At 63.8% G+C, this 22,710-nt stretch carries 23 protein-coding genes; 12 read left to right on the top strand and 11 right to left on the bottom strand.

Translation table 11 applies throughout. The annotated features are described in order from the left end of the window. The first annotated feature begins 38 nt into the window (after positions 1-38). The 11 genes from lpxD (at position 39) to FGM15_00570 (ending at position 12,356) form a co-directional block, all read left to right on the top strand. Positions 39-1,058, top strand: coding sequence for a UDP-3-O-(3-hydroxymyristoyl)glucosamine N-acyltransferase (gene lpxD / locus FGM15_00620; GenBank protein MBU3664370.1), 1,020 nt, complete (start codon positions 39-41; stop codon positions 1,056-1,058). Beyond that, the gene (locus FGM15_00615) at positions 977-1,375 is read left to right on the top strand and encodes a divalent-cation tolerance protein CutA (GenBank protein ID MBU3664369.1); all 399 of its coding nucleotides are present in this window, start codon (positions 977-979) and stop codon (positions 1,373-1,375) included. The genes lpxD and FGM15_00615 overlap by 82 nt, the downstream gene beginning before the upstream one ends. A gap of 9 nt (positions 1,376-1,384) precedes the next feature. Then, positions 1,385-2,212, top strand: coding sequence for an indole-3-glycerol-phosphate synthase (locus FGM15_00610; GenBank protein ID MBU3664368.1), 828 nt, complete (start codon positions 1,385-1,387; stop codon positions 2,210-2,212). A gap of 20 nt (positions 2,213-2,232) precedes the next feature. Further along, positions 2,233-3,267: a Holliday junction branch migration DNA helicase RuvB gene (ruvB, locus tag FGM15_00605; protein MBU3664367.1), complete on the top strand. Its 1,035-nt coding sequence runs from the start codon at positions 2,233-2,235 to the stop codon at positions 3,265-3,267. A 6-nt stretch (positions 3,268-3,273) separates the two neighbouring features. Beyond that, positions 3,274-5,058 (top strand): ABC transporter ATP-binding protein, encoded by a 1,785-nt coding sequence (locus FGM15_00600; GenBank protein ID MBU3664366.1) that lies wholly within the window; start codon positions 3,274-3,276, stop codon positions 5,056-5,058. 17 nt (positions 5,059-5,075) lie between these two features. Beyond that, positions 5,076-6,239 carry a glycosyltransferase family 1 protein gene (locus FGM15_00595; GenBank protein MBU3664365.1) on the top strand — a complete coding sequence of 388 codons (1,164 nt, stop codon included), beginning with the start codon at positions 5,076-5,078 and terminating at the stop codon, positions 6,237-6,239. A 7-nt stretch (positions 6,240-6,246) separates the two neighbouring features. Beyond that, a complete protein-coding gene (locus tag FGM15_00590) occupies positions 6,247-6,618 on the top strand; it encodes a hypothetical protein (GenBank protein ID MBU3664364.1) in 372 nt (123 codons plus the stop codon). A 46-nt stretch (positions 6,619-6,664) separates the two neighbouring features. Next, the gene (locus FGM15_00585) at positions 6,665-8,476 is read left to right on the top strand and encodes a hypothetical protein (GenBank protein ID MBU3664363.1); all 1,812 of its coding nucleotides are present in this window, start codon (positions 6,665-6,667) and stop codon (positions 8,474-8,476) included. Between the two features lie 2 nt (positions 8,477-8,478). Then, on the top strand, positions 8,479-9,126 hold the full coding sequence (locus FGM15_00580; GenBank protein MBU3664362.1) for a polyphenol oxidase family protein: 648 nt from the start codon (positions 8,479-8,481) through the stop codon (positions 9,124-9,126). 273 nt (positions 9,127-9,399) lie between these two features. Further along, positions 9,400-11,007, top strand: coding sequence for a dihydroxy-acid dehydratase (locus tag FGM15_00575; protein ID MBU3664361.1), 1,608 nt, complete (start codon positions 9,400-9,402; stop codon positions 11,005-11,007). 5 nt (positions 11,008-11,012) lie between these two features. Further along, positions 11,013-12,356 carry an FAD-dependent oxidoreductase gene (locus FGM15_00570; protein MBU3664360.1) on the top strand — a complete coding sequence of 448 codons (1,344 nt, stop codon included), beginning with the start codon at positions 11,013-11,015 and terminating at the stop codon, positions 12,354-12,356. Between the two features lie 44 nt (positions 12,357-12,400). On the opposite strand, the gene argS is transcribed toward FGM15_00570, so the two are convergent. Together argS and FGM15_00560 are read right to left on the bottom strand one after the other, a co-directional pair. Continuing rightward, positions 12,401-14,113, bottom strand: a complete 1,713-nt coding sequence (gene argS, locus FGM15_00565) for an arginine--tRNA ligase (GenBank protein ID MBU3664359.1) — start codon at positions 14,111-14,113, stop codon at positions 12,401-12,403. Continuing rightward, positions 14,113-14,580, bottom strand: a complete 468-nt coding sequence (locus FGM15_00560) for a PTS sugar transporter subunit IIA (GenBank protein MBU3664358.1) — start codon at positions 14,578-14,580, stop codon at positions 14,113-14,115. Before FGM15_00560 ends, argS begins: the two co-directional genes overlap by 1 nt. A gap of 106 nt (positions 14,581-14,686) precedes the next feature. Between FGM15_00560 and FGM15_00555 the strand changes: the two genes are divergently transcribed. Then, a complete protein-coding gene (locus FGM15_00555; GenBank protein MBU3664357.1) occupies positions 14,687-16,057 on the top strand; it encodes an aspartate aminotransferase family protein in 1,371 nt (456 codons plus the stop codon). Here FGM15_00555 and FGM15_00550 read toward each other — a convergent pair. The 9 genes from FGM15_00550 to scpB all read right to left on the bottom strand — a co-directional run bounded on the left by FGM15_00550 (position 16,054) and on the right by scpB (position 22,677). Next, entirely contained in the window at positions 16,054-16,431 is a 378-nt protein-coding gene (locus tag FGM15_00550) for an NADH-quinone oxidoreductase subunit A (protein ID MBU3664356.1), read from the bottom strand. The two genes, FGM15_00555 and FGM15_00550, sit on opposite strands and share 4 nt — an antisense overlap. 12 nt (positions 16,432-16,443) lie before the next feature. Continuing rightward, positions 16,444-16,743, bottom strand: a complete 300-nt coding sequence (locus tag FGM15_00545; protein MBU3664355.1) for a hypothetical protein — start codon at positions 16,741-16,743, stop codon at positions 16,444-16,446. Between the two features lie 69 nt (positions 16,744-16,812). Continuing rightward, positions 16,813-17,364 carry a hypothetical protein gene (locus FGM15_00540; protein ID MBU3664354.1) on the bottom strand — a complete coding sequence of 184 codons (552 nt, stop codon included), beginning with the start codon at positions 17,362-17,364 and terminating at the stop codon, positions 16,813-16,815. 6 nt (positions 17,365-17,370) lie between these two features. After that, entirely contained in the window at positions 17,371-17,826 is a 456-nt protein-coding gene (locus FGM15_00535) for a tRNA (cytidine(34)-2'-O)-methyltransferase (GenBank protein MBU3664353.1), read from the bottom strand. Continuing rightward, complete coding sequence (locus tag FGM15_00530) at positions 17,820-19,262, bottom strand: aldehyde dehydrogenase family protein (GenBank protein MBU3664352.1); 1,443 nt, start codon at positions 19,260-19,262, stop codon at positions 17,820-17,822. The genes FGM15_00535 and FGM15_00530 overlap by 7 nt, the downstream gene beginning before the upstream one ends. After that, a complete protein-coding gene (locus tag FGM15_00525) occupies positions 19,259-20,485 on the bottom strand; it encodes a hypothetical protein (GenBank protein MBU3664351.1) in 1,227 nt (408 codons plus the stop codon). Before FGM15_00525 ends, FGM15_00530 begins: the two co-directional genes overlap by 4 nt. 3 nt (positions 20,486-20,488) lie before the next feature. Beyond that, positions 20,489-21,247: a type III pantothenate kinase gene (locus FGM15_00520; GenBank protein ID MBU3664350.1), complete on the bottom strand. Its 759-nt coding sequence runs from the start codon at positions 21,245-21,247 to the stop codon at positions 20,489-20,491. Between the two features lie 9 nt (positions 21,248-21,256). Next, complete coding sequence (locus FGM15_00515; GenBank protein MBU3664349.1) at positions 21,257-21,901, bottom strand: uracil-DNA glycosylase; 645 nt, start codon at positions 21,899-21,901, stop codon at positions 21,257-21,259. Next, positions 21,898-22,677 (bottom strand): methylmalonyl-CoA decarboxylase, encoded by a 780-nt coding sequence (gene scpB / locus FGM15_00510; protein MBU3664348.1) that lies wholly within the window; start codon positions 22,675-22,677, stop codon positions 21,898-21,900. Before scpB ends, FGM15_00515 begins: the two co-directional genes overlap by 4 nt. Positions 22,678-22,710: the final 33 nt, after the last annotated feature.

Genomic DNA, 22,710 nt, shown 5'->3' with positions numbered 1-22,710 from the left:
GGATAAAGCGCGGCATCCCACGATGCCGCGCCTTCCCGATGCCGAGTCTCGCCGAGATTGCCGCTGCCGTAGGCGCGGAGCTGCCGGCAGGTTTCACGGATACTTCCATCTCCGGTCCCGCCTCGCTGGCCGATGCCGTGCCGGGCGAGATCTCGTTCTTCTGGCACCCGCGCTACGCGGCGGATCTGCGGGCGACCAAGGCCTCCGCCGTTCTTGTTCCGCGCGATTTCACCGGCGAATGTCCCGCGGTCTGCATCCGGGTGGACAATCCTTCGGCGGCTTTCATGGCCGTGACCCAGAAGTTTGTGCCTGCTCCTGTGCGCCCGGAGCCGGGTGTTCATCCGGCGGCCGTCGTGGCGCCGGGAGCACAGGTCGCCCCTGATGCGTGCGTGCACGCGCTGGCGGTCATCGGCGAGGGTGCGACGGTAGGTCCGCGCAGCGTGATCGGATCCGGTTGCCAGGTGGGCCGCGGTGCGAAAATCGGCGCCGATTGCTTGCTCCACCCCGATGCCGTGTTGCGTGACGGCTGCGTGCTCGGCGACCGCGTCATTCTCCAGAGCGGCGCGGTGATCGGTTCGGATGGCTTCGGCTATGACACTGATCCGAAAACGGGCCGCCACACCAAAATCCCGCAGATCGGCATCGTGGTCGTGGGTGACGATGTGGAAATCGGCGCGAACACCACGGTGGATCGCGCCCGCTTCGGTAGAACGGTGATCGGCGAGGGGACCAAGATCGACAACCTGGTCATGATCGCCCACAACGTCGTCATCGGTAAGCACTGCATCATTTGCGCGCAGGTCGGCATCGCCGGCAGCGCGGAGATCGGCAACCACGTCATTCTCGCCGGGCAGGCCGGAATCGTCGGCCACATCAAGATCGGCGACGGTGCGATCGTCGGCGCGCAGAGCGGGGTGAGCAACGATATCCCCCCGAAAGCCCAGGTCGTCGGCAGCCCGCCCCGCCCGGGCGGCGAATGGAAACGCACGGTGGTCCGGATCGACCGCCTCGGCGAACTTTTTTCCCGCGTCAAAAAAATCGAGGACAAGCTCGGGTGATGGTCCTGCTCGTTTTGAGCACGTTTCCCGATGCCGACACGGCCGCCTCCGTGGCCAAGACGCTGGTGGAGGAAAATCTCGCCGCCTGCGGCACACTTGTTCCGGGCGCCCGCTCGATCTATCGCTGGGAAGGAGAGATCGAGGACGCGGCCGAGGTTCTCGTCCTTTTCAAGACGTCGGGCCCCGCCTACGCGAAACTCGAAAAGCGCCTTCTAAAACTTCATCCCCACGAAAATCCGGAAATCATCGCCTTCGAGGCGGGCGCCGCGTCCAAAGCGTATGCCGCGTGGGTTGCGGCCGGCACGACGGTTTCTTAATCTCGCGGGGTGACAATTCTCGAACGAATCCTGCCGGATGTGCGCCGCGAACTTGCCGCCGCGCAATCTGCGGTCCCGGTCGGTGAAATGAAGCGCCGCGCCGCCGATGCGCGGCCCGCGCGTGATTTCGCCGCTGCACTCGGAACCGGCGGCTTCGGGCTCATCGCCGAGATCAAACGCCGTTCACCGAGCATGGGGGATATGCGCGCGGAAAACGTTCAGCAAGCGGCCGCGGCCTACGAGGCGAGCGATATTGTGCGCGCGGTGTCCGTGCTGACCAATGAAACCCATTTCGGCATGGGGATGGCCGACCTTTCGCAGGTCGCGGCGCATTCGACCAAGCCGGTGCTGCGCAAAGATTTCATCATCGACCCTTACCAGGTTTATGCTGCGCGGGGGGCCGGGGCGGACGCGGTGCTGCTGATGGCCAATGTCCTCCCGGCGCAGGAAATGAAAGACCTGCATGCGCTGGTGCTGGATCTCGGGATGCAATCGCTCTTCGAGGTTCACGAGGCGGAGGAGATCACCAAGCTGCCGCCGTCCGCAAAGGTTGTCGGCATCAACAGCCGCAAGTTCAAATCGCGCGACGGCTTTGTCGAGCACGGCCGGAGTGCCGACCAGGATTTCACATTGGACTTGGGCGCTTTCGAGTTGGCCTGCCGTCTTCCGGAGGGCTGCATCCGTGTCGCGGAAAGCGGAGTGACCCCGCAGACGGTTGCCGCGCTGGCGCGGGATTTCTACGCGGCCTTGGTCGGGACTTCGATCCTGCGCGACCCGCGCGGGGTGGAATCCGCTTTGCACGATTTTTCCGGCGCGCTTGCCGGCGGGGGCCACTGAGGTCCATTCTCCATCGCATCATGGCAGGCAAAGATTTTCTGCGCGAAACGGTCGAGGCTCCCGACTCGCCGCTCGATGTGTCCCTGCGCCCGCCGATGTTCGCGGAGTTCGCCGGCCAGGCGCGCGTGGTCGAGCGGCTCGAGCTGATGGTCGATGCGGCGCGCAAGCGCGGCGATGTTCTCCAGCACATCCTTCTTTCCGGGCCTCCCGGTTTGGGCAAGACGACGCTGGCGCTCATTCTCGGCAACGCGATGGGTGCGGAAGTCAAATGCACCAGCGGCCCGACGATCGAGAAAGCCGGGGACTTGGCCGGGTTGCTCACCACGCTGCCGGAGGGCGCGATTCTTTTCATCGACGAAATCCACCGCCTGCAACCCGCGATTGAGGAATACCTTTATCCGGCGATGGAAGATTACAAGGTCGATATCATCATCGACCAGGGGCCGAATGCTCGCAGCGTGCGTCTCAATCTTCCCAAATTCACTCTGGTCGGCGCGACCACGCGCTCGGGCATGATCAGCGCCCCTCTCCGCTCCCGCTTCGGCATGACGTGCCGCCTCGATTATTATGACGCCTCGGACCTGGTCAGAATCGTCGAGCGCAGCGCGGGCTTGCTCGGTGTCGCCATCGACGCCGGCGGTGCGCAGGAAATAGCCAACCGCTCGCGCGGCACGCCCCGTATCGCCAACAACCTTCTCCAGTGGTGCCGTGACTACGCGCAGGTTCGGGCGGAGGGAGTCATCACCGCGCCGGCCGCTTCGGCAGCGTTGGGAATGCTGGACATCGACGGCGACGGACTCGACGAAATGGACAAGCGCATCCTCGAGGCGATCGTCTTCCGTTTCGGCGGCGGTCCGGTCGGGCTCAACTCGCTGGCCGTGGCCGTGGGGGAAGAAGCCGGGACGCTTGAGGAAGTTCACGAGCCGTTTCTCATCATGCGTGGCTACCTGCAGCGCACGCCGCAGGGACGCGCGGCCATGCCTTTGGCCTACACGAAACTCGGCGCGCCGCCGCCTGCGGGAAAACCGGCGCAGCCGGAACTGTTCCGGCCCTGATTCCTCATGGGTATTTACCGCCGCACGCTGGCCTACTACCGGCCGTTTCTGGGGGAAACGCTCGTCGCGCTTGCCCTCAGCCTCGTCGTCACCGCGCTGAACCTGCTCAAGCCCTGGCCTTTCAAATACATCGTGGACGGGATCCTGACGCCCGCCGACAGCGCATCGGCCCGCACGGCGCACGAGCAGCTGCGGCACTGGTTCGGCGCGATGCCGGGGCCGGATGTCGTCCTTGTTCTCTGCGCATCCCTTGTTGTCATCACCCTGCTCGCCGGTCTGATCAACATGGCCTCGAACTATCTTTTGATCGGCGTAGGCCTCAAGGCATTGCTGCGCATCCGCACGGATCTCTACGCCTACCTTCAATCGTTGTCGCTCAGGTTCCACGACACGCGCCGGAGCAGCGATTCCAGTTTCCGCGTGGCTTACGATTCGCAAGCGATCCAGACGATCTACAACCGCGGCTTCACCAATATTTTTTCCTCGGCCGTGATGCTCGTCTCGACGTTCGCGATCATGGTCAAGATCGACGCCAAGCTGACATTCCTCTCGCTGGCGGTCGTGCCGCTGATCGTGTTTTTCATCCATTACTTCGCCAAGCGCATCCGCGAACAGAGCACGGCAATCCAGGAAAGGGAGAGCGACCTGCTTGCCACCGTGCAGGAAGGTCTGGCCTCGATACGTCTCGTCCACGCTTTCGGACGCGAAGACCACGAGGTCGGCCAATTCCGCCGCCGCGCCTCGGAGAGTTTGTCGGCCAACCTGCGCCTGACGATGACCTCGGTTTTCAGCGCAGTTGTTGTGGGGACGCTCATGGCGGCCGGCACGGCGGTCCTTTACTACGCAGGCTCTTTGCACGTTCTCGAGCAGAAGCTCTCGCTCGGCGATTTGCTGGTCTTTGCCTCGTATCTGCTGATGCTCTACCAGCCCCTCGAGCAGTTGACTTACACGGCTTGGGCCATGGAGGGCGCGGCCGCGGGCGCCCGCCGGTGTTTCGAGGTGCTCGACCGGCCCGACGAGGTGCAAGACGCACCTCACGCCAAACCGCTCGGCCGCGTGCACGGCGCCTTGGAATTTCGCGGTGTGGATTTCGGCTACGCTGCGGATCGCCTGATCCTGCGCGACATTTCGCTGCTTGTTCGACCGGGCGAAAGTGTCGCCTTTGTCGGAGGCACCGGCACGGGCAAAAGCACGCTGCTCAGCCTTGTTCCGCGTTTTTACGATCCCGTGCGAGGCGCGGTTTTGATCGACGGGCACGACCTTCGTTCGCTCACAAAAAAATCCGTTCGGGCCAATGTCAGCATGGTGCTTCAGGACACGCTTCTTTTTTCCACTACCGTCCGCGAGAACATCGCCTACGGCCGCCCCGGTGCAACCGAGGAGCAAATCATCGAGGCGGCGCGGCGGGCCCAGGCTTATGACTTCATCATGGCCATGCCCGACGGCTTCGCCAGCCAGGTGGGAGAGCGGGGCAACCAGCTCAGCGTCGGGCAGCGCCAGCGCATCGGCATTGCCCGGGCGTTTTTGAAAGGTGCGCCGATCCTGCTTCTCGACGAGCCGACCTCGGCTTTGGATCCGGCGACGGAGAGCGCGATCATGGATACCATCGCCGAATTGATGCACGGCCGCACCACGCTGATCATCACGCACCGACTCTCCACGGTGCACGGGATGGGCAGGATTGTCGTGCTTGACCGCGGGGCCATCGCGGAAGTCGGCACCGGGCCGGAGCTGCTGGCCCTCGGCGGGGTTTACGCCGCGATGTATCAGGCAGGACAATACGACCGCTGAGACCAATTCGACCTCCCATGCGCATCATCTGCACCGGACTCATCGGCCAATATCCTTTCGGGGGCGTCACCTGGGATTACCTGCAATATGTCCTCGGATTTCGCGCGCTCGGCCACGATGTGTGGTATCTCGAGGACACGGGAGCTTGGGCCTACGACCCGCTGGCGCAACAGCCCAGCGACGATTGTTCGAACAACGTCGCCTACCTGCGTCGTATCATGGAGGCCTTTGACCTCGGTGACCGCTGGATCTACCGCAACGGCGCCGACGGGCGATATCACGGCATCGACGATCCGGATCTGGCGGAAAAAACAATCTCGGGTGCCGATGTTCTCGCCAATGTTTCCGGCGCCTGCTGGTTGCGCGAAACAACGGCGTCCATCCGCACCAAACTTTTTCTGGATGGGGATCCGATGTTCACGCACATCGGAATGGCGACCGACCGGTCCACCGCCGACCGGATCCGCAGCCACGATGTGCATTACTCGTTCGGTCTGAACATCGGCCAGCCCGACTGCGCCGTGCCGGCCTGCGGACTGCGCTGGATCCCCACGGTGCAGCCGATCGTGCTGCATTATTGGGACGGGCCCGGCATTGATCCCTCCCCGCTGGTTCGAGATGCCTGGGCCACCGTGATGAATTGGTCCAGCTATGCCGCGAAGGAATTCCAGGGTGAAAGCTACGGACAAAAAGACGTCGAATTCATGCGCTTTCTCGACTTGCCGCGCCTCACAGGCGATAAATTTGTCTTGGCCGTCGGCCAAGGTCCAGGCCGCAAACGTCCGACGGAGCAACTCCTCGGGCACGGCTGGCAGATCATCGAGCCAGACGAGGCGCTTCCCGACCACACCAGCTACCGCAATTTTCTCGCCGGCGCCAAAGGGGAATGGAGCATCGCCAAAAACGGCTATGTCAAATCTCGCAGCGGTTGGTTCAGTTGCCGCAGCGCCTGCTATCTGGCTCTTGGAAAACCCGTGGTTGTGCAGGACACAGGCTGGAGCAAGCACCTGCCGAGCGGCCAAGGCGTGTTGGGTTTCACGACCGTCGATGAAGCCGTGGACCAGATACGGGCCGTCGCGTCGGATTACGATCGCCATGCGCGGGCGGCCCGCGCTTATGCATGTGAATATTTCGAGGCGGAGAAAGTGCTCTCTTCGCTTTTGGAGAGTGCAGGCGTCTGAATTCCCGATGAACCTTTTCCGCGGGCCGGTCCTGATGCTCGTCTTTTCGCTGGGCCTGGCGGGCTGCGCGTTGTTCGGCAAAAAGAAAAATGCCGTCCCGGAAGCAACCCTGCCACCGCTTCTCGGCCGCGTGATCATGGTCGATGCGGAGCATCGCTTTGTCCTGCTCGACTCCGGTGCATCCTCGGCTTTGGCGCCGGGAGCGCAAGTAGTGACATTCCGAGACAAGCGGCGGACATCGGTGCTGCGCACAACGGGCGAATCGCAGCCTCCCTACATCGCGCTCGCCATCGTGGCCGGTGAGCCAGCGCTGGGTGATCAGGCGGCGCTGGAGGGTTCGGTCCAGCCGGCGCAAAGCCCGCAGCCCCAGGCACGCTGAAAGGTTTGCGAAACGATCGTTTGGGAGTTTTAATGACATTTCCAGCATGAACCTTTTGTTCCGCGTCGCGGCAACTGCCGCCATGGTCTCCGCGTCTTTTCATGCGCTGCGTGCCCAGGAGCCTGGGGCCTCTCCGGCCCAACCTCCCGCCACGCTCGCTCCGATACCGGCCGGCATGCCGACCCCGATGCCTTCGCCGACAGCTTCGTCGGCGATGCTGATCACGAATTTCCCCGGCCTGGATCCCGCCTTGGATGCGACCAACAATCCCGGAATCCCGGGACCGGGCCAGATGGTTTTTCCGACGATGCCTTCCATTCCGGAACCGCCGGTGCAAAAGGGACCCAGCCCCGTCACGAGCATCAAACTTCCGCCCGCCAGTTCGCTCGAGCTGAGTCTGACCCCGGATGCCAAGCCGCTGACGATCGAGGGAGCGATCAGCACGGCATTGAAGAAGAACCCCGACGTTCTCGCGGCCATCCAGCAAATCCGCCTCACGCGCGGCCAGTTGGTCCAAGTTCGCGCCGCGTTGCTGCCGACCCTCGCCGCGAATTCCGGCTACGGTGTGGAGTCGGACACGCTGGCCGACGCGTCTTACGCTGGCAACCTCATTGCCAACAACCAGTCGTGGAATGTTTCGATCGCGATCAACCAGAACATCTGGTCCGGTTGGAAAAACCAGGCGGACTTTTCCGCTGCGCGTCTGGCCAACGACAGTTCGTTCTATTCCCTGCGGCAGACGATCGACCAAACGGTGGCCGATACGAAAAAACTTTTTTATGACGTGATCTTTAACCGCGCGTTGATCCGTGTGCGCGAGGAATCCGTTGCCGTTTTGCAGACACAGCTGCAGGACCAGCAGAGCCGCTTCGAGGCAGGAACGGTCCCCCGTTTCAACGTGCTGCAGGCGGAGGTGGCCTTGGCCAACGCGATTCCTCCGGTCATCCAAGCACGCAATGCGCTGCGCATCTCGCAGTTCGCCCTCGTCAAGCAGCTCGGCTTGGATTACCCGCAGAACGCGTCGCAGGTGCCTTTCGACGTGCGCGGCCAGCTCGACTACGATCCGATCAAAATCGATGTCGGCAATTCCGTGTTCAGTGCGCTTGCACGCAACCCTTCGCTCAAAATCCAGCGCCAGAACATCCTCATCGGCGTCGAAAAAGTGAAGGCCGCGCTCTCCGGTTTCCAACCCACGCTCAACGCGACGGCGGGTTACCAGGCCTTCAATGTGCCGACTGCAGCGCAGCTTGATCAGGCGGTCAACGGCCTGTTTTTCGGAGTGACGGGAAGTTGGAACATTTTCGACGGCTTGGCCACCATCGGTGCGACCCAGGCGGCACGCGCTTCCCTCGAGCAATCCAAGATCAACTACGACAACTCGGCCCGCGGCGTGGAACTCGACGTGCAGCGCGCGATTTCCAACCTTATCGAGGCGCAGGAAGTCATCGACAGCCAGCGCGCCAACGTGGTGCAGGCCACCGAGGCGCTGCGCCTTTCGCGCGAGCGGCTCGACGCGGGAGCCGGCACGCAGCTCGACGTGCTCAACGCCCAAGTCTCGCTCCTCCAAGCGCAGACCACCGAACTCGAGGGGCGCTACCGCTACATCATCGCTCTGGCCGAATACAACCGCGTGCTGTCGCTGGACACGGTTTACGCGGACACCTTCGACGATCCGATGCTCACGGCGCGCGAACGCAGCCGCAACGACCTGCTCAACTCGGCGGACAATCCGAACCCCGGCGTGCTCAACGGCGCCATGCCGCGCAAGGACCAGACATTGCCGCGTCCCGCGAAAGTCAAGAAGCAGCAGAAGTCCGCCGCGGTTCCCGATAAAAATAAGACGGTGGACAACCGCTGAGGATGGCGGTGAAAGAGCCGGAGTTCCGACCCTTGTCGTCCGTTGCGGGCCTGCGTGCGGCGTTCATCCCGCGCGTTGCGGGTGTCGATGTGGCGACGGATCGCACAACTGCATTGGCGCGCCTGCGGATGCCGCACGAAGACTGCCTGCGCCAACTCGGATTCGATCCGCTGCGTCTGGCAACAGCCGAGCAAGTGCATGGAGATGTGACCGCCGAGGCCCTCGCGCCCCGGGCGCATGCGGGTGCCGATGCGTTGATCACGAACGTCCCCGGTTTGGTCCTGGGGATTTACGTGGCCGACTGTGCCGCCGTCTATCTGGCCGACCGCGTTGGACGCGCCATCGGGCTGGTGCATTCGGGGCGTGCCGGCACCGAGTTGAACATCACCGGAAGCACGATCCGGATGATGCAACAGACATACGGGATCGAACCCCGCGATCTCGTGGTGCATGTGAGTCCCTGCATCCGACCCCCGCTTTACGAAACCGACTTCGCCTCCGCGATCGTTTCGCAGGCGCGTGCCGCGGGTGCGGTCGATGTTTTCGATGACGGGATCTGCACGGGCAGCAATACCGGCACCTACTACTCTTACCGCGTGGAGCAGGGAAAAACGGGACGCATGCTAGCCGTCCTCGCGCTGGAACTATGACCCGCAAAGAGCGAGACTGAGTGCGCCTCGCGTCCCAGTGGCGGCCGGCGCCGGCTACTGACAAAGAGGCCGCACGTTCCCGGACTGCGCCCGTGGCTTGACGCTCCCGCATGCCAGGGGCTAATGAGGACGCTTGTCGACAGTGCGAGAACGCACGAAACCCTGCCGTAACCACTCCTTGGAGCATTGATGCCTTCCGCCCCCCGCAAGCTTCGCAGCCAGTTCGAGCCCGGCACAACCCGCTGGGCGGTGCGCCGCGCGCAGTGGCTGGCCATGGGGCTGACCGAGGAGGATTTCGACAAGCCCAAGATCGCGATCGTCAACTCGTCGTCGAAGCTATCGATCTGCTTCCAGCACCTCGACGCCGTGGCCGCGGTTGTGGAAAAATCGATTCGTGCGGCTGGCGGGGTGCCGCTCGAGATCCGCACCGCCACGCCTTCCGACTTCGTGACAAGCGCCGGCAAGCAGGGCCGCTACCTGATGCCGACCCGTGACCTGATGGTCAACGATATCGAGGTGCAGGTCGAGGGCGCCGAACTCGACGGCATGGTGCTGCTGTCGTCCTGCGACAAGACCACGCCCGCGCACCTCATGGCCGCCGGCAGGCTCGACGTGCCCAGTATCATCGTCACCTGTGGCTACCAGCTCGGCGACCAGTGCGGCGACCGGCACAACGACATCGAGGAGGTCTACAAGGCCGTCGGCGCGCTCAAGGCCGGAAAGATCACGTTGCAGCAGCTCACCGCGCAGACCTGCACTGCCATCACCGGTCCCGGCGTGTGCGCCGGCCTGGCCACGGCCAATTCGATGCACTGTATGGCCGAAGCCTTGGGGATGGCGCTGCCGGGCAACGCGCCCATCCGCGCAGGCAGCGCGCGGCTCGAAGAGTATGCGGAGCGCGCAGGCCGCACGATCATTGAGCTGATCGAGAGAGACATCCGACCTCGCCGCATCATGACGGCTGGATCCTTCCGCAACGCCGTGCGAACTGCCGTCGCCATTGGGGCGAGCGTCAACGTGCTCCGCCATCTCATCGCCACCGCGATCGAATCCGAGGTGGATGTGGACGTGATCAGTGAGTTCGAGGCCGCAGCAGACGTCCCGCAGGTGACGCGGGTGCGTCCCAACGGGCCGGACCGCATCGAAGCTCTCGACGTGGCCGGGGGCGCCGCGGGCGTGATGAAGCAAATCGCCCCCCTGCTCGACACCGGTGTCCTGACGGTGACCGGGCGCACGCTCGCCGACAACCTCGCTGCAAGGCCGGCGCCCGACGAGACGGTGATCAGGCCGCTGGGCTCGCCCTTCCGCCGGGAGCCGGGGCTCGTCATCATCCGCGGCAACCTCGCGCCCCAAGGCGCAGTCGTGAAACTTTCGGCCGTTCCCGAGCACGTTCGCACCTTCAGTGCCCCGGCGGTTGTGTTCGAGGACGAAGCGGTGGCGATCGCCGGACTGGCAAATGGCAAGGTGCGGGCGAACCAAGTGGTGGTGCTGCGGATGCTCGGGCCCAAGGGAGGGCCGGGCACGGTGTTCGCGGCGAGCTTTATGGCCGCACTTGTCGGCGCGGGGCTCGGCGACGCGGTGGCTGTTGTCACCGACGGCGAACTCTCGGGCCTCAACAGCGGCATCACCATCGGACAGGTCATGCCCGAGGCGGCGGAAGGCGGCCCCTTGGCCGCGGTCGTCGATGGCGACGTCGTTTCCATCGACCTGAACCGGCGCACGATTACTCTCGACGTCCCCGACCACGAGTTGCAGCGTCGCCTCGCCGCCCTGCCGCCTTTCCCCGCCACCCGGGAAAAGGGCTGGTTGGCGATGTATCAAGAGCTTGTGCAGCCCTTGGCCAAGGGGGCGGTGCTCGGGGCGCATCGGTGGAGGAAGTAAACGCGATGCGAACCGAGGTCAGGGACGCGCGGCCCGTGACGCGGTTGGACTGCGACGTGCTCGTTGTGGGCGCCGGTGCGGCCGGCGTCGCTGCTGCAACGACAGCCGCACGACGCGGGCTCGATGTGATCGTCCTCGAGCGCTACGGCTTCTCGGGCGGGGGCGCTGTGGCGGGACTTTCCGGGACGGTCTGCGGGCTCTACGAAGCCTCCGAGGATCCCGCCTCCAAACCGAAGCAGGTCGTGTTCGGCTTCGCCGACGAGTTTGTCCGGCTGCTCGAGAGCAAAGGCGGCCTCACCCCGCCGGTCCGCTACGGAAAGACGTTCACCCGAGTGCACGACCCGCACGTGTGGCGCGAGACTGGCGACCACCTGCTTGCGGACGCAGGCGTGCGGGTGTTCTTGCACACGCTCGTCACCGACGTTCTGACGGACGGGGGCGAACGCGTGGCCGGCGTCATCGCCTCGACCAAGCAGGGCCGTCTCGATATCCGGGCCGGGCTCACGATCGATGCCAGCGGCGACGCCGATGTGGCCGCCATGGCCGGGCTGCCGACCTTCCAGGGAGACGACGGGAAAGTGCAGAATCCGACAATGATGTTCCGGGTGCAGGGCGTGGACATGCCGCGGTTCCTCGCGGCCCGCGGGCCGGACAGCATTATGGGTGACCGGACGGTGGAGACGATCCAGCGGCTGAACGCGTCGGGCACGCACGTGCTGCCGCGGGCGAAGATCTTTCTGTTCGAGACGCCCCGCCCTGGTGAATTGCTGTGCAACGCGACCCGGGTGATCGGCCGCGACGGCCGCGAGCTCGATCCCGTTCGGATCGCGGACCTCACCGAGGCGGAGATCGAGGGCCGCAGGCAGGTGCGCGAGGTCGAGCGATTCCTCCGGGAACACGTGCCAGGCTGCGAGAGCGCGTGGCTCAACGACACCGGCGTGCAGGTCGGGGTGCGCCAGACTCGCCAGATCCTCGGCGTGATGACGCTGGGCGTCGACAATATCGTCGGCAAGGCCCGCTTCGACGGGGGCATCGCTCGCAGCCCCTGGCCGGTGGAACTGCACAGCGGCGAAAAGCCGCGCCTGGTGTGGATCTTTGACGACTACTACGAGGTGCCCTACGAATGCTTCGTGCCCCGGCACGGCGAATCGCTGTTGATGGCGGGGCGGTGCCTCTCGGCCCAGCACGAGGCGATGGCCTCAGCCCGCGTGACGGCGCAGTGCTTCGCCTACGGCCACGCGATCGGCCACGCAGCGGCCATGGCGCTGCGCGAGAATCTGCCGCCGCGGGCCATCGCGGGCCGCGAGTTGCGTGCCGTCTTGAACCGCGACGGCGCCCGCCTCGACTGAGCACCTTTGGTCCCAATGCTGCGCGGGGCCGGATCTCGCGCTCGTCACATCCGCTCCGGGACTTCGACGCCTAGAAGGTCCAGTCCCTGCCTGAGCACGCGAGCGGTGGCGTCGCACAGCACGAGCCGCGAGTGCTGCGTGTCGCCCTCGGACTTCAGCACAGGGCAAGCCTCGTAGAACGCATGGAACGCGTTGGCTGTCTCGAAAAGATGGTTGGCGAGAAGGTTGGGACGGAACTCGTTGAGGACCAGCGGGACGGTCTCGCCGAACTGCAGGAGTTTTTTCGCAAGCGCGAGTTCCGAAGGTTCGGTGAGGCGCACATTTGTCGTGTCGCCGAGTTCGGAGCCGAGCTTGCGGAAAATCGAGCGCACTCGCACGTAGGCATTCTGCAGATACGGGGCCGTGTTGCCCTGCAGCGACAGCATCTTTTCCCAGGAAAAAACATAATCGGTCATGCGGTGCTGGGAGAGTTCCGCGTATTTGACAGCGCCGAGTCCGACGATGCGGGCGGTGCGTGCTTTCTCCTCCGCGGGCAAATCCGGATTTTTTTCCTCGATCAGCGCCCGGGCGCGCGCTTCCGCCTCGTCCACAAGGTCGCGCAGCGGGACATTGTCGCCCGAGCGCGTTTTCATGAGTTTGTGGTCGTCGCCCAAAATGCTTCCGAAGGCGATGTGTTCGAGATCAACCGCTATTCCCATGCGCCGCGCGGCAGCGAAGACCTGCTGGAAATGGAGTTGCTGCGGCGCCCCGGTCACATACCAGATGGCGTGCGGATCCCAGCGTTCGAGACGGTATTCGATCGTGGCCAGATCCGTCGTGGCGTAGAGGAAGCCACCGTCGCTTTTCCGGACGAGGCAGGGCTTGTCGGCCAAGGCGGGAATGTCGGCAAAGAAAATGCAGGCCGCGCCCTCGCTGATCTGCGCGATTCCGGCGGAGAGGAGCTTGTCCACCATCGGGCCAAGCGCGGGATCGTAGAAACTTTCGCCCAGGCGCTCGTCGAATTTGATGCCGAGCCTGTCGTAAATGTCCTGGAACTCGGCCCAGGACATTTCGACGAGCTGTTTCCATATGGCTCGGTTCTCCTCGTCCCCCTGCTGCAGCTTGACCAGTTCCTCGCGGGCTTGCCTGTGCACCGCGGGATCGGTCTGTTCGAGGGCGTTGACCTCGCGGTAAAGTCGCGTCATTTCCGCGACGGGGTCGCGCCCGAGCGCCTCGCGGTCGAGAAGATGTTTCCATCCGTAGAGCACCTTTCCGAACTGCGTGCCCCAGTCGCCGAGATGGTTGTCGGTGACAACTTCGTGCCCGGCGAAACGGGCGATTCGCGCGAGCGCGTCGCCGAGGATGGTGCTGCGGATGTGGCCCACGTGCATCGGCTTGGCGACGTTGGGCGAGCTGAAGTCGATGACGATGCGCCGCGGGTCCGCGGTGGCCGGGACGCCGCAGCGCGGATCGCCGGCGAGATCCTGCAGCTTGCGGCTGATCCATCCGGGTTGCAGCCGGAAATTCAGGAAGCCCGGGCCGGCGATTTCCGGACGCTCGCAAATGTCGTCCGCCTCGAAGTAGTCGGCGATTTTCGATGCCAGTTCGCGGGGGTTGGTCTTGGCCGCCTTGGCCAGAATCATGGCGGCATTGGTCTGGTAATCGCCGAAGCGCGTGTCGGCCGCGGCCACGACTTCACCGCGCTCGGGTGGCAATCCTGCCGCCACCATGGCTTCGTGCAGCCGTCTGGTCAGCACGGCCTGCGGCGTGCTGTTCATCAGCGGTTGCCGCCGCGGTTGGTGAAAACCTGCAGGATGGCTGCCGCATCGGGCGCGGCGGCAAGCTCCTCGCGCACTTTGCGGTCGTTGAGGAATTTTGCGATGGCGGCCAGGGTGCGGAGATGCACCTGGAACTGGTCGCGCGGGACGATGAAAAGCACGATGAAATGCACGAGTTCGTTGTCCAGGGAGTCGAATTCGATGCCTTTGTCCGAGCGGCCGAATCCGGCCACGACTTCCGTGACGTGTTCCGACGACGCGTGCGGGATGGCGATGCCGAACCCGATGCCTGTGCTCATCGTCTCCTCGCGCTGCTTGAGGGCTGCAAGGATATTGTCGCGATATTCGGACTGTATTCGTCCGCGCGAAACGAGAAGATCCACGATTTCTGTGATCGCCGGCCACCTCTCCGTGGCCTTCATTTCGGGAATTATCTGCCCGATCGTGAGCAAACTTGACAGGGTCATGCGCCTTGACCCGCCACGTTAGCAACGTGCCGACGCGAGGCAAGATTGATTTGGCCCCTTGGAAGTGCGGATGACAGGGACGTGCGGCGCTGTTAGAGGTGAATAAATGCTGCCGGAGTTGCGCACCGAGATCCCTGGCCCGCGCTCGCGCGAATTGGGGCTGCGCCTGCGCCGTGTCGAGTCCCGCAACATCACCATGGTGAACGAGCGTTGGCCCGTCTTCTGGGAACGTGCTGCGGGCGTCAACGTGTGGGATGCGGACGGCAACCGTTTCCTCGACTTCACTTCCGGTTTCGGTGTGGCGGGCCTTGGTCACTCGTTCGAAGCGGCACGCGAGGCGGTGGCCGCGCAATCGCAGCGTCTGATCCATGCGATGGGGGATGTGCATCCGGCCGAAGCGAAGGTTGAGCTTTGCGAGAAACTTGCGGAAATAACCTTCGGACGCTGGGGTGCGGGGCCGGCGAAAGTGATCCTCGGCAACACGGGGTCTGACGCGATCGAAGCGGCGCTGAAGACTGCACTGATGCACAGCGGGAAGCCCGGGGTTCTCGTTTTCGAGGGCGCCTACCACGGTCTGGGCTACGGTGCGCTCGAAGCTTCGGCGCTGGGGTTTTTCCGAGATCCTTTCCGCGCACAGCTCGGTCGTTTTGCCGTGGCTTTGCCTTACCCGTATTGCTACCGCTGCCCGCTCGGCCACGGCGGGGCATTCGCCCTCGCGGGCGGTGAATTTCCCAACTGCAGCACGGGATGCCTGGAGGAACTGCGCCGGAGGATTTGCAGCGAGCTGCGGAAGCGTGAAATCGGCGCCATCCTTGTCGAGCCGATCCAAGGCCGCGCCGGCGAGATTGTGCCCCCCCGCGATTTTTTGCGACTGCTGCGCCGCATCTGCGACGAGGAAAAAATTCTCCTTGTCGCGGACGAGATCTATACCGGGCTCAACCGCACGGGCCGGCTGTTCGCCTGCGACCACTCCGGTGTCGTGCCCGACCTTGTTTGCGTGGGCAAAGCACTCACTTCCGGATTTCCGCTCTCCGCCTGCGTTGGTCGCGCCGATGTGATGGACGCTTGGCCCGATTCCACCGGAGAGGCGCTGCATACGAGCACTTTTCTGGGCAACCCGCTTGGTTGTGCGATGGCTTTGGCCTCGCTGAACGAGCATGCCAAGCCGGAGACTGCCGAGCGCGTGCGGACGGCTGCCAAGCATCTGCGCACCGGTCTCGAGGCCATACCCTCGCCGCGCATTGGACAGGTGAGGGGAGCAGGCCTGCTCTTCGGCATGGAACTTGTGGATTCATCAGGCGCGCCGGATGCCAAGGCGGCTGCGGATTGCGTGATGGGGGGTCTGCAAGCGGGGCTGATCCTCCTCGCCGGCGGGCGCCAAGGCAACGTGCTCTCGTTTACGCCGCCCTTCGGTATCGCACCGGAGGAGTCGGACTTCCTTGCCGCTCGGATCGGCGGGTTGCTCGGCGCTGATTAATTGCGCCAGTCCAGCGCGCCTTTTTTGATGGCGTAAATGTAGCCTGCTGTCAGCACGGCGACAAAGCCTGCCATGCTCCAGAAAATGACGGCGCCGTGCTGTGCGAGAAACTCGCGGTAAACAACGGCCCAAGGATACATGAAGACGATCTCGATATCGAAAAGTATGAACAGCATGGCCACGAGGTAGAACTTCACGCTGAACCTCGGGGCGGCGGCATCACGCACGGGAATGCCGCATTCGTAAGCCATGTCCTTCGCTGCGCTGCGGCGCCCGGCGCGCCCGGCCACCATGCTCGAAATGAAAATGGCGACGGCCAGCCCGATAGCCGTGATCAGATGCAGCGCGAGCGGCAGGTATTGCTCGGTGAGCATCGGCAATGCGCGTCAGCGTGCCGGCGCGTCTGCCGTATCCAGTGCGTTGGCCAGCGAAGCGAGCCCGCGGTATTTTTTGCCGGTCTTCTTGACCATGCCGCGGGAGACAAGATTCTGCAGTTTTTCGTAGGCGCGAAGCCGGAGCATTTCCTCGCCCCCGCTGGCGGCGCCGCGTTTGCGCAGCTTCTCGTGCACAAGATCGAAGAGCTGTTTGAACTCGAAAGATGTTTTCTTCGAGAGGACGCTGACCAGCTCTTCGGTCACCAAATCAGGCAATCGGCGTGAAAACGCACTCTTTCTCTGTATTGGCATAGTGAGCGAATATACGCCGACCGTGGGTTTGGGGCCAGCAAAAATTGACCGATTTGCACAAAAATCGGCCTAAATCGCGCCTAATTCTTTTGCCAAATCTCTGACTGACAATGCGATATGATCGGTTCCGCTGTCCGGAGGCTGGCTTGGGCCGCGGTGACCCCCGCCCAACATGCGGACCAGGATCCGCGGGCGTCCGGGCACATCATAAACATTCCAATAGCGGATCCGGCCGGCCTTGTGCAGGGCTTTGGCCAGAGCCAGGAATTTTTGCTCGATCATGGGTTGGTGCTCGGCGCGGCAGAGTGCCACGACGAGATCCGCCTCGGTGAGGTCCTCGACATCCAGAGCGAGGGGATCGCGGGGTTCGCCGGCCGCGGACTCCATGCCGCGGCCCCTGAGATAAGACACCACATGCTCGGAGATGCCTTTCAATTCTCCGGTCTGCAAAAGTCCGCGCGACTCGGCCTCCCAAGCCAAGCCCGCTGCCGAGGCTTCGGCATTGAACAGAATTTCCGCCAAACGGCTGCGGTAATAGTTTCCGCTGCAGATGAAAAGGACGCGTTTTTTTCGCGGCAATCCGGGCGCTGCGTAGCCCGCTGGTTTTTGCTCACCTTCCATGGAACATCATTTACCTGCCCGGATTTGCCTGCATGCCTCGTAAAGGACAATGCCCGCCGCCGCCGCCAAATTCAAGCTGCGCGCCTCCGCCTGCATGGGGATGGTCAGCAGATGCCCTTGCTCGGCGGCGAGCAGGCTTTCCGGCAGACCGCGCGTCTCTCGTCCGAAGACCAGATAATCGCCGTCCCGGAACTGCGCGTCCCAATACGGATGCCCGGTTTTGGTCGTAAGAAAATGAAAACGACCGTCCGGTGCGGCGGAGCGCAACTCATCGAGCGAAGACCACTGCACGATGTCGCATTTTTCCCAGTAGTCCATCCCCGCCCGGCGCAGGGCGGGCTCGTCGATGCGGAATCCCAGTGGTCCGACCAGATGCAAACGCGAGCCCGCGGCGAGGCATGTGCGCGCGATGTTGCCCGTGTTTTGCGGGATTTCCGGCTCGACCAGAACGACGTTCAGCATGTCCGTCTCTTTCCGCCCTCGTTGACCACGAGCGATTTGAGTGCGGTCATTTCCTCCATCGCGTAGCGCACGCCTTCGAGCCCGCACCCGCTGTCTTTCACCCCGCCGTAGGGCATGTTTTCCGTGCGGAAAGTCGGCACTTGGTTGACCAGGACCGCACCGGCTTCCAACTCGTCGTAAGCCCGCGCGATTTTCGCTTCATCCTTGGTGAAGACGCCCGCTTGCAGGCCGAAGCGCGATTCGTTCGTCGCCGAAAGCGCTTCCGCAAAGTCGCCGTAGGCGCGCAGCGCGGCGACCGGTGCAAAAGCCTCTTCGCACCAGATCGCGGAGTCTGTCGGGACGTTTTCGAGGACGACCGGATGGAGCACTTGGCCTTCCACGCGGAGCGGGGTGAGCATCCGCGCGCCGTGCGCTTGGGCATCCGCGATGCGTTCCAGCGCCAGTTCCAGCGCCCCGCCGGTGATCATGGGTCCGACGACCGTGTGAGGATCGCGAGGATCGCCGGCCGGCGCCGACTCCGGAAGCCGCGCGAGCAATTCGTGTTTGAAACCGTCGTAGATGCGCTCGTGCACGAAGATCCTTTGCACGCTGATGCACGACTGACCCGCGTAAGCGAAGGCGCCGGCGGCAATTTTTTCCACGTGGGATTTCCAATCCGGGTCCGGTTCGACGATGCACGCCGCGTTTCCGCCCAGTTCGAGCGTCACGCGCTTTTTCACCGCTTTTGCTTTGAGCTGCCAGCCGACATCCGCGCTTCCGGTGAAGCTGAGCATTTTGATCCTCGCATCACCGAGAAGCCCGGCGACGCGGCCGTGGTCGAAGGGAAGGACGTTGATCTGGCCCGGCGGCACGCCGCACTCCCGCAAAACTCCGGCCAAACGCAATGCGGCCGAAGGTGCGCGGGGCGACGGCTTCAGGAGCATGGTGTTGCCCGCGGCGATGCACGGGGCGATTTTGTGCGCCACGAGGTTGAGGGGGAAATTGAATGGCGTGATGCCGAGGACCACGCCGAGCGGAAAGCGCCGCGCCGTTCCATGGTGCCCTGCGCCTGCCGCCGTGGCTTCCATGTGAATATCGAATGTGCACGGCTCCCTCGCGGCATCCGCAGCCGCGGCGAAAGTCGTCACGGCGCGTTGCACCTCGGCCCGGGCCAAGCTCACGGGCTTACCCGCCTCGGAAACGATGATCTCCGCGAATTCGTCGGCGCAGCGAGCGATGCACCGGGAGATTTTTAGCAGCAAAGCCGCGCGCTCTTCGGCGCCAACATGGCGCGTCGTGAAAAAGGTTTTGTGCGCGAGCGCCAGCGCCTCTTCGATCTCGCGCGGACCGGCCATGCAGACACGGGCTGCGACAGATCCGTCGTAAGGGTTGGCGACCTCGAGGATTTCCCCCGTCGCCACCTCGCTGTCGCCGAGCAGGAACGGCGCCGGTTTCATAGGCGCTCGGTTTCGCGCTTTTCGACAAAGACCGGAAGGCCTTCGTGGCTGAAGTGCGACATCAGTTCGTCGGGATGCAGGGCCTCGGGCATCATCACCCCGCGTTCTTTGATCTTGCCCTCGACGAGCAGTCGCGCGGTCAGCGCCGCGGGTATCCCCGTCTGCACGAGCGTGAGCGAGTAGCCGTGCTTGGCGTAACAGTCGTGGTGGTTGTCCATCGTGTAGATGAAGTATTCCACGTGCCGCCGGTTGATCGAGCCGCGCACTTCGGTGCCGACGCAAGAGTAGCCGTCCACCGTCGAACCGAGCTGCGCGGGCTTGGGCAGGGCGTGGGTTGCCACGCGCACGGGGGAAACTTCCGAGCCGTCCACCTTCACTTTTTTCCACGTGTCGAGATCGAGGAGACCGAGAGACCGCGAGAGGTTTTTCACCTTGTCGCTCACGCTGTATTTGAAGACCGAGTAGCGCACGCCTTTGCGCACGAAAGGCGGATGCAGCCCGAGACTCACGCCTTCCTCGTGCGCCACGGCATAGGTCGGTTGAAGGCCGATCGGCTCGGGGAAACGTATCCACTCGAACTCCGACTCCAGCGGTTTGCCGGCCGTGACTTTCCCGTTTTTGACGAAATACGGGGTGGCTCCGAGTTCCTCGAAAAAAGTTTCCGGCGAGAACAGCACGGCAAAGCGGTATCCTTTGACTTCCGCGTTGTCCGCATCGAGGACGCGGATACTCGTGGCCGTGTCGAGGCGATCGACGGCCCAGCGGGCGAAGACGTTCACCGCGCCGGGATCCATACCCATGCACAGGATGCCGGCAAGATTTCCCGCGCGGAAAATCGCGTCGAAGTTTTCGATCTCGGTGTCGAAGGAGTTTTTCGACGAGCGGCGCGCTCCCGGCGGCGCATAAATGTCTGCCGCCATGTCGATGTAATGCGACCCGGCATCCGCGCACGCGGTGAGCACGGCATGGTTGGTCGCGCAGTTGGCCGCGTTGCAGGTGACTGCGACTTTGTGCTGCCGCATCAGAGCCGCGGTGCTTTTGGTGTCCGTTGCGTCCGCGCGCACGACGACAAAACGGTTGCGGGGAATGCGCTTGGCCAGCTGCTCGGCGAACACCGGGTCGCGGTCGGCGCAGACGATGGTGTCGATGGAATCATAGCCGTGCAGTTTCTGGGCGATGACCGAACCCACGCCGCCCATGCCGATGACCATCGCGTTAGCCATTTATTAACCCTCTGTTTCCATCTGGTCTGCCAGCGCGGCAATGCCGCGCAGTGTCCACAGCGTATCGACATTCGCGCTCAGTCCGGTGAGGCGCTTCACGATCCGCGCATCTCCGCCGGTGAAGATGATCTTGGGCCGCCGTTGACCGAAGTTTTCGGCGCAGAGTTTTTCCAGCATACGAGAAACCAGCGCGGCGTATCCTCCCGCCATACCCGCACGAAGCGCCTCGTTCGTGTTGCGTCCGGTCCAGCGCCGCGGCCGCACATCCTGCGCGGACGGCAGTAGCGCGGCGCGCGACTCGAGCGCGTCGGACAACGTGCCCCATCCCGGCGCGATGGCGCCGCCGGTGTGGCATCCGCCTTGATCGAGGACGTCGAATGTCGCGGCGGTGCCGAATGACGCGACGATGAGGCCGCGGCGGTGGCAGCGGAACGCCTCGGCCATGTTCGCCAAGCGGTCGGCGCCGATCGTCCGACGATCGACGAGCGTTTTGAACTCCAGCGGCGTGCGGGGACCGATCAAAAGAATCCCAGGACACGCCGTGCGCAGGATGCGCGCGACACCCGGAACGACGCAGGCCGCTGCGGTTCGTTCCGGCCGGATTTTTTTGCACAAGGCTTTCACTTGCGCGGCGGTGAGCGAGGCTGTCGGCAGGGTGGCAAGGATTCGCGGACGGAGGTTCCCCTGCGATTTCACCGCGAACTTCACCGCGGAGTTGCCCGCGTCGACGAGCAGGATCGGGTAGGCGCGATTCTTTGCCACGGATCGATTTTAGCGCGAAACGGTGCCGAGAACACCGCTTTCTCCCCGACTCAAGCTCCGCATGGCAGGGTGCGAGGATAGCAACCGGAGTGCGCGGCGCAGCAGAGTCTTCCCGGGTTCCGTGCGGTGCCAGGTCGATGCGCCCGAGGGATGGGGCAGGGCGACGAGATCGAATTCAAACCCGGCGCGTTCCGCGCGGATTTTGCGTCCGATCACCCCGGCGAGTTTCTCCGCCTGAAAGAATTGCGCGATGGCGAGTTTCCCCACCGGGATCACGAGTTCCGGACGCAGCAGGGCGATTTCGCGATCCAGCCACGGGGCGCAGTTGGCGATTTCCTCTTCATCGGGAACGCGGTCGCCGCTTCCCTTCGGATGCTTGCCGGGAAAGCAGCGGCACACCGCAGCCATGTAAATATTGCCCCGGAAAAATTCCTCGCCGAATCCGCAGGCATCCTCGAACCAGCGGAAAAGCGTTTTGCCCGCGGTCCAGGCAAACGGCCGCCCGAGCTGCGGTTCCTTCACTCCCGGTGCCTGGCCGACGAGCATCACTTTGCTGCGCACGGGTCCGCCCGACACCGGCGCCGACGCCATGCGCGGGCACTTGCGGCAGGCGTGCAACTCCGCCACGTGCGCATGGAGCGTCCGTGCGGTCATCGCCCCTTGAATCGCGGAGGCCTTTTTTCTTTGAAAGCGCGGATGCCCTCGGCGTAGTCCTCGCTGTCATAAACACGACGGCGGATCGCCTGGATCTGCTCGGCGGTCTCGGCGTCGATGTGATGCCCGCGTGTGAGCAGGCGGAATTCCGCCTTGAGCGCCCGCACGGCAAGCGGGGCGTTGGCCGCGATGGCGCCGGCGATCTTCATCGTGCATTCCTCGAGCTGGTAGGGCGGCACAACGTGGTTGACGAAGCCGTTGTTCCACGCGTCGCCAACCGGCACGGGTTCGGCGGTGAAGAACATTTCCTTGGCTTTGTTGACTCCGATGATGTTGGTGAAGTGGATCAGGCCGGAGGCGTTGTAGGGAATGCCGATCTTGGCGGGGGTCATGGCGAAGGTGCTTCCCTCGGCCGCGATGACGATGTCGCTGGAAAAACAAAGGTCGCAAGCGCCACCCCAGACGGACCCCTCGACCATGGCGATGACCGGGACCGGGCAGTCCTGGATCTTGCGCAGCAAGGTCTCGAGCGAGTCGAAGTAGGCGAGGGGGTCGCGGCGCGGCTCGGGCAATTCGTTGATGTCGTGGCCCGCAGACCACACCTTCGCGCCGGGTGCCGCGCGAAGCACGAGCACATTGGCCCCGTCGGACACCAAGCCGTCGAGCGCATCCATCAGCTCCTGCATCATTTCGCGGTTGAGGCAGTTCTTTTTGTCCGCTCGGTTGAACTGCATCACGCCGATGCTGCCGGAAAGCGTCCGTTCGATCAGTGCCATCGCATCCGTTGCTACGGCACCCGCCCCGCCGAG

The sequence above is a fragment of the Chthoniobacterales bacterium genome (assembly GCA_018883245.1).
Taxonomy (GTDB): Bacteria; Verrucomicrobiota; Verrucomicrobiia; order Chthoniobacterales; family JACTMZ01; genus JACTMZ01.
Note: the sequence above shows the minus strand (reverse complement) of the source record. Positions and strands in the feature narration are given on the sequence as shown.